This window comes from Amycolatopsis sp. SID8362, assembly GCF_010550475.1.
GTDB classification, from domain to species: domain Bacteria; phylum Actinomycetota; class Actinomycetes; order Mycobacteriales; family Pseudonocardiaceae; genus Amycolatopsis; species Amycolatopsis eburnea.
In genome coordinates, this window is the sequence record NZ_JAAGNB010001273.1 from 1 (window position 1) to 5,088 (window position 5,088).

A 5,088-nucleotide genomic window follows, 5' to 3' on the forward strand; every position below is an offset into this window, starting at 1 on the left:
CGCGCCGGTCGGGGCTTAGCGGCGGCGGGTGACGAGCGGGCGCGGCGGTGTTGCTCGACGGGCTGCCGGGTTCGCGCCGGTCGGGGTTGGCGGCAGATGACGAGCGGGCCTGCCGATGTCCGGCAGGCCCGCGTCGGCTGAGCCGCTACTGGCCCTGCTGGGGGAACTGGCCCGGCTGCGGGAAGCCCTGCGGCTGCGACGGGTGCGGCGGCTGGAAGCCCTGCTGTGCCGGGAAGCCCTGGGGCTGGGAGGGGTGCGGGGACTGGAAGCCCTGCTGGCCGGAGTCCTGCGCCGGCGGGAAGCCCTGCGACGGGTGCGGCGGGTAGCCGGACGGCGGCTGGGACTGGCTCTCCTCCTGGGCCTGCAGGCGGACCGCGTCCTCCTTCGGGATGCGGTTCTCGATGCCGCAGAAGGTGCACTGCGCGGTGTACTTGACGCCGATCGGGAAGAGCGGGATGAAGAACAGCGTGAACTTCGTGACCGCCTTGCGGACCGCGTGCGAGGCGGGGTTGCCGCAGCGGCCGCACAGGAACGTCGTCATCGCCAGCACGTAGATCCGTGTCCGCCAGCCCCAGATCAGCATCGGTCTTCTCTCTTTCGGTCCGTGTTCGCCGCAGCCTCGCACACCGGTCCCGCGCCGCGTGGCGGTTTGCGGGAACTGGTCCGGACCAGGAGCGGGCAAAGGGGACATCGGGGCCGAACGGTGACGGCCGGTTCGCGGGGCTAGATTGGGCGCATGCCGAGCGACCGCGTCCTGAAGACGATGAACGCCGTGCACCGCGGCCTGATCAAGCTCACCGGTGGGCGGGTCGGCTGGCAGGCCCGCATGCCCGTCCTCGAACTGACCACGGTCGGGCGCAAGAGCGGGCAGCCGCGGACGGTGCTGCTGACCTCGCCGCACCAGGAGGGCGACGCGCTCGTCGTCGTGGCTTCGCGCGGTGGGGACGACACGCACCCCGCGTGGTTCCTCAACCTGCGTGACCGGCCGGACGTCGAGGTGTCGCTCAAGGGCGCGCCGAAGCGGCCGATGCGCGCGCGGATCGCGAACGCCGACGAGCGCGCGAAGCTCTGGCCGAAGATCGCCGGTGACTTCAAGAACTACGCGCAGTACCAGACGAAGACCGAGCGCGAGATCCCGCTCGTCTTCCTCGAACCGCGCTAGCCGCGCGCCTGCAGGTACGCCGGGTCCGGGCCGGGGATCGGCTGGTCCGGCACACCTGCCAGCAGTTGGCTCATGGCGTGGAAGTAGGGCGGCGCGGCGACCGTGCCGCCGAACGCGCCGTGGCCGCAGTCGCCCAGGTGGACCGGGGTGCCCGGGCAGATCTCGCGCGGGTGCGGGCCGTCGGCGAAGACCATGGACGACACCGCGTAGCCGTCGACGCCGCCGACGAACGCGACCGATTCGCTCTGCTGGGTCGTGCCCGTCTTGCCGATGTCGGGGCGGGTCCAGCCGGCCGCGTGGGCGGCCTCGGCCGACGTTCCGTCCGTGGTGTCCCTGCTCAGGCCCGCTTCGAGGGTGTTCGCGACGCCCGTCGGGATGACCTGCTCGCACGCCTGCCGCGGCACCGGCACGGCGTTCCCGTTCCGGTCGGTCACCGACAGGATCGGGTCCGGCGGGCACCAGACGCCGCCGCTCATCAGGGTCGCCGAGACGTTCGCCATCTCCAGCGGGCTGACCGGGCTGTTGCCGAGGGTGAACGAGAGCAGGTTCCGGAAGTACTTCGACTGCGGTTCGCTGTACTGCGGGTTGCCCGAAGCAGGGTCCGGCGCCGCGCCGGCGTCGTTGGTCGCGAGCGTGTTCCGCAGCCCGAGCTTGTACGCCATGTCGAGCACGGCGGGCATCCCGACCTGGCTCTCCAGCCCGACGAACGCGACGTTCGGGGACGTCGCCAGCCCGTCGGCGAGGCTGATCGGGTCGGCGTAGTGGCCGTCGTTGTGGACGGTGTAACAAGACGAACGCGAGTCCGGCACCGGGAAGCACTCGCTGTCCGGGTTCGGCAGCGGCGTGTCCAGGCCTGCCTTGCCGGTCACGAGCGCAGCGGCCGAGGTGAAGATCTTGAACGACGAGCCGGCGCCGAACTCGTTGCTCGCGTCCGCGACGATGTCGGTGGACGTCTCGCCGCGCGCCGGATCCGTGCCGTAGTTCCGGTTGGCGACCATGGCGAGCACCTGGTGCCCGGCCGAACCCGGCTGCACGACGGCGAAGGTGTTCGCGACGCCGTCCTGCGTGGTCGGCACGTTCGCGTCGACGGCGTCCTTCGCCACCTGCGAGACGCGCGGGTCGAGCGTCGTCTTGATCGTGTACCCGCCCGTGGCGAGCCGGTCCGCGGTGAACCCGGCGTGCACGAGGTAGCTTTCCGCGTAGGCGCAGAAGAACCCCGCGTCCGGCGCCGCGCCCAGGCAGGTGCCGGACGGCGTCACCGGCCCGTCCGGCAGCAGCCCGAGCGGTGCCGCTTTCGCCGTCGCCGCGTAGGACGCCGGGATGGAGCCGTTGGTGACCATGTCGTCGATGACGAGGTTGCGGCGCTGCAGCGCCTTGTCCGGGTGCGTGTACGGGTTGTAGACGCTGGGGTTGTTCACCATTCCGGCGAGCAGCGCGGCCTGAGGCACGGTCAGTTTGTCCGCCGTCGTCCCGAAGTACGCTTTCGCCGCCGCGCCCACCCCGTACACGGTTCCGCTGAATTCGACCACGTTGAGGTAATCGGCCAGGATGTCGTCCTTGCTCATCGTGTCGTTGAGCTGGACGGCCATTTTCGCCTCCCGCAGCTTGCGGGCGAGTGAATCCTCGCGGTCGGCCTGCTGGGCCGCCGGATCGGTCCGGTCGACGACGTTGATCAGGTAGTTCTTGACCAGCTGCTGGGTGAGCGTTGACGCACCCTGCAGCGCGCCGCCGGTGCTGTCGTTGATCGCCGCGCGCAGGGTTCCTTGCAGGTCGACGCCGCCTTCGGAGTAGAAGCGGCGGTCCTCCACCCCGATGATCGCGGCCTTCATCGTCGTCGCGATCCCGGCCGCGGTGACCGGGAGGCGGTACTGCGCGTAGAGCGTCGCGATCGGGGTGCCGTCGCGATCGGTCACGGTCGTGGTGAGCGGCGGATCGGCCGCTTCGAGCTGGGCGGAAATGGTGTCGACGGAATCGCTCACCTGATTCGACAGCAGCCCGGCGCCGATGGCGGCGGGTGCCACCGTGCCCGCCACCAGTATTCCGGCGAGAACGCACAATCCGACCAAAGAGAACACGCCCGGGCGACCATTCACGAAACCGAGATTAGCCAGCCGGGAATGAAGCTTCCGTTCGGTGAGAGATGGGCCTCACCGGGCCAACCTGCCGAGCAGTGCCGATGCGACCGAAATCGCCACCGCCGTGGCCGCGGCCAGCACGCCGAAGTCGAGGCCGAGGTGGGCGGGCGTGCCGATCAGCAGGCCGCGCAGCGCGTCCACCTGGTAGCTCAGCGGGTTGACGTGGCTGAGCACCTTCAGCCACGACGGCATCAGGTCCACCGGGTACAGCGCGTTGGAGCCGAAGAACAACGGCATCGTGATCGCCTGCCCGATGCCCATCAGCCGTTCGCGGGACAGCACGATCCCGGCGATCACGATGGACAGGCAGCAGAAGAACGCCGACCCCAGCACGAGCACGACGGCCATCGCGAGCAGCTTCAGCGGGTTCGCGGTCAGCCCGACGCCGAGGACCGCGGCGAGGATCAGCACCATCACCGCCTGCACGAGCGCGCGGACCCCGGCGGCGAACGCCTTCCCGGCGACGAGCGCCGCCCGCGGGGTCGGGGTCACCAGGAGCTTGGCGAGCACGCCCGCGTCGCGCTCCCAGATGATCTGGATGCCGTAGAAGATCGCGATGAACAGCGCCGACTGCGCGAGGATGCCCGGCGCGAGGTAGTCGAGGTACGGCGTCGAGCCGGTCGGGATCGCCTTCAGCCGGGTGAACGTCTCCCCGAAGATCAGCAGCCACAGCGCGGGCTGGATCGCGCGGGTGAGCAGCTCGGTCTGGTCGCGGCGCAGCTTCTGCAGCTCCACCAGGCACATCGCGCCGACGCGGGCGGCGAGCACGCGCAGCCGGCCGAGCGGGCCCGGGTCAGCCGAGACGGCGGGCGGTGCGGCGAGTGGCACGGACACTGCGGATCCCTCCTTCGTCGCCGTCGAGGCGGTTCCCGGTCGCGGCGCGGAACACGTCGTCCAAAGTGGACTCCGGACCGAGGTCCGCTTCCAGCTCGGCCGGGGTGCCCAGCGCGCGGATCCGCCCGGCGTGCATGAGCGCGACGCGGTCGCAGTACTGCTCGGCTTCGTCCATGTAGTGGGTCGTGACGAGCACGGTCATGCCGGTCGCCGCGCGGATTTCGGCGATGCGGTCCCACACCGACGAGCGGGCGACCGGGTCGAGGCCGATCGTCGGCTCGTCGAGGACGAGCAGCCGCGGCGAGCTGACCAGTGCCTGGGCCAGCTCGAGGCGGCGGATCATGCCGCCGGAGTACGTCTTGGCCGTGCGGTCGGCGTCGGCGTCCAGCCCGACCAGCTCCAACGCGCTCCGCACCTGCTGCGAGCGTTGCGCCCGGGGGACGTCGAAGAGCCGGGCGAACAGCGCGACGTTTTCGCGGCCGGTCAGCGCGCCGTCGGCGGACAATTGCTGCGGGACGTAGCCGATCAGCCGCCGCACGGCCATCCGGCGGCGGGCGACGTCGACGCCGAAGACCGTGATCCGCTCCGGCGCGGTGGGCAGCAGCGTGGTGATCATCCGGAGGGTGGTGGTCTTGCCCGCGCCGTTCGGGCCGAGCAGGCCGAACACCTCGCCCGCGCGGATCTCCAGGTCGACGCCGTCGACCGCGCGGGTGGTGCCGAACGAGTGGCTCAGCCCGGTGCAGCGCACCGCGGGTTCGGTCATGGCTGCTCCTTCAGGACGCCCATGAGTTTTTCCAGCGCCGGCAACGCGTTCTCGATGGCTTCGAGGTCCTCTTCGGACAGTGCGGTGAGGGCTTCGGTGACGAGCCCGGTCCGGGCGCGCCGCCACGACGCCATCCGGTCGCGCGCGGCGCCGGTGATCTCCAGCCGGGCCGCGCGCCGGTCGGCGGGGTCGGG

At 71.0% G+C, this 5,088-nt stretch carries 5 protein-coding genes and 1 pseudogene; 1 reads left to right on the plus strand and 5 read right to left on the minus strand.

Features of this window, described 5'->3' with window-relative positions; translation table 11 throughout:
* Positions 1–145: 145 nt before the first annotated feature.
* The gene (locus G3I65_RS39375; RefSeq protein WP_160700591.1) at positions 146–583 is read right to left on the minus strand and encodes a zinc-ribbon domain-containing protein; all 438 of its coding nucleotides are present in this window, start codon (positions 581–583) and stop codon (positions 146–148) included.
* A 153-nt stretch (positions 584–736) separates the two neighbouring features.
* Between G3I65_RS39375 and G3I65_RS39380 the strand changes: the two genes are divergently transcribed.
* Entirely contained in the window at positions 737–1,162 is a 426-nt protein-coding gene (locus G3I65_RS39380) for a nitroreductase/quinone reductase family protein (protein ID WP_160700592.1), read from the plus strand.
* Here the strand turns inward: G3I65_RS39380 and G3I65_RS39385 are convergent.
* From G3I65_RS39385 to G3I65_RS39400, 4 genes and pseudogenes are all read right to left on the minus strand, one after another.
* Positions 1,159–3,255: a transglycosylase domain-containing protein gene (locus G3I65_RS39385; RefSeq protein ID WP_160700593.1), complete on the minus strand. Its 2,097-nt coding sequence runs from the start codon at positions 3,253–3,255 to the stop codon at positions 1,159–1,161. The two genes, G3I65_RS39380 and G3I65_RS39385, sit on opposite strands and share 4 nt — an antisense overlap.
* A 54-nt stretch (positions 3,256–3,309) precedes the next feature.
* Entirely contained in the window at positions 3,310–4,131 is an 822-nt protein-coding gene (locus tag G3I65_RS39390; RefSeq protein WP_160700594.1) for an ABC transporter permease, read from the minus strand.
* Positions 4,091–4,894 (minus strand): ABC transporter ATP-binding protein, encoded by an 804-nt coding sequence (locus tag G3I65_RS39395; protein WP_160700595.1) that lies wholly within the window; start codon positions 4,892–4,894, stop codon positions 4,091–4,093. The genes G3I65_RS39390 and G3I65_RS39395 overlap by 41 nt, the downstream gene beginning before the upstream one ends.
* Positions 4,891–5,088, minus strand: a pseudogene (locus G3I65_RS39400) (MarR family transcriptional regulator); the annotation flags it as partial. The pseudogene G3I65_RS39400 and the gene G3I65_RS39395, both read right to left, overlap by 4 nt.

What these genes read in the sequence shown, in the direction of transcription:
- G3I65_RS39375 (WP_160700591.1), bottom strand. Translation starts at nt 583, where the DNA reads ATGCTGATCTGGGGCTGGCGGACACGGATCTACGTGCTGGCGATGACG.
- G3I65_RS39380 (WP_160700592.1), top strand. Translation starts at nt 737, where the DNA reads ATGCCGAGCGACCGCGTCCTGAAGACGATGAACGCCGTGCACCGCGGC.
- G3I65_RS39395 (WP_160700595.1), bottom strand. Translation starts at nt 4,894, where the DNA reads ATGACCGAACCCGCGGTGCGCTGCACCGGGCTGAGCCACTCGTTCGGC.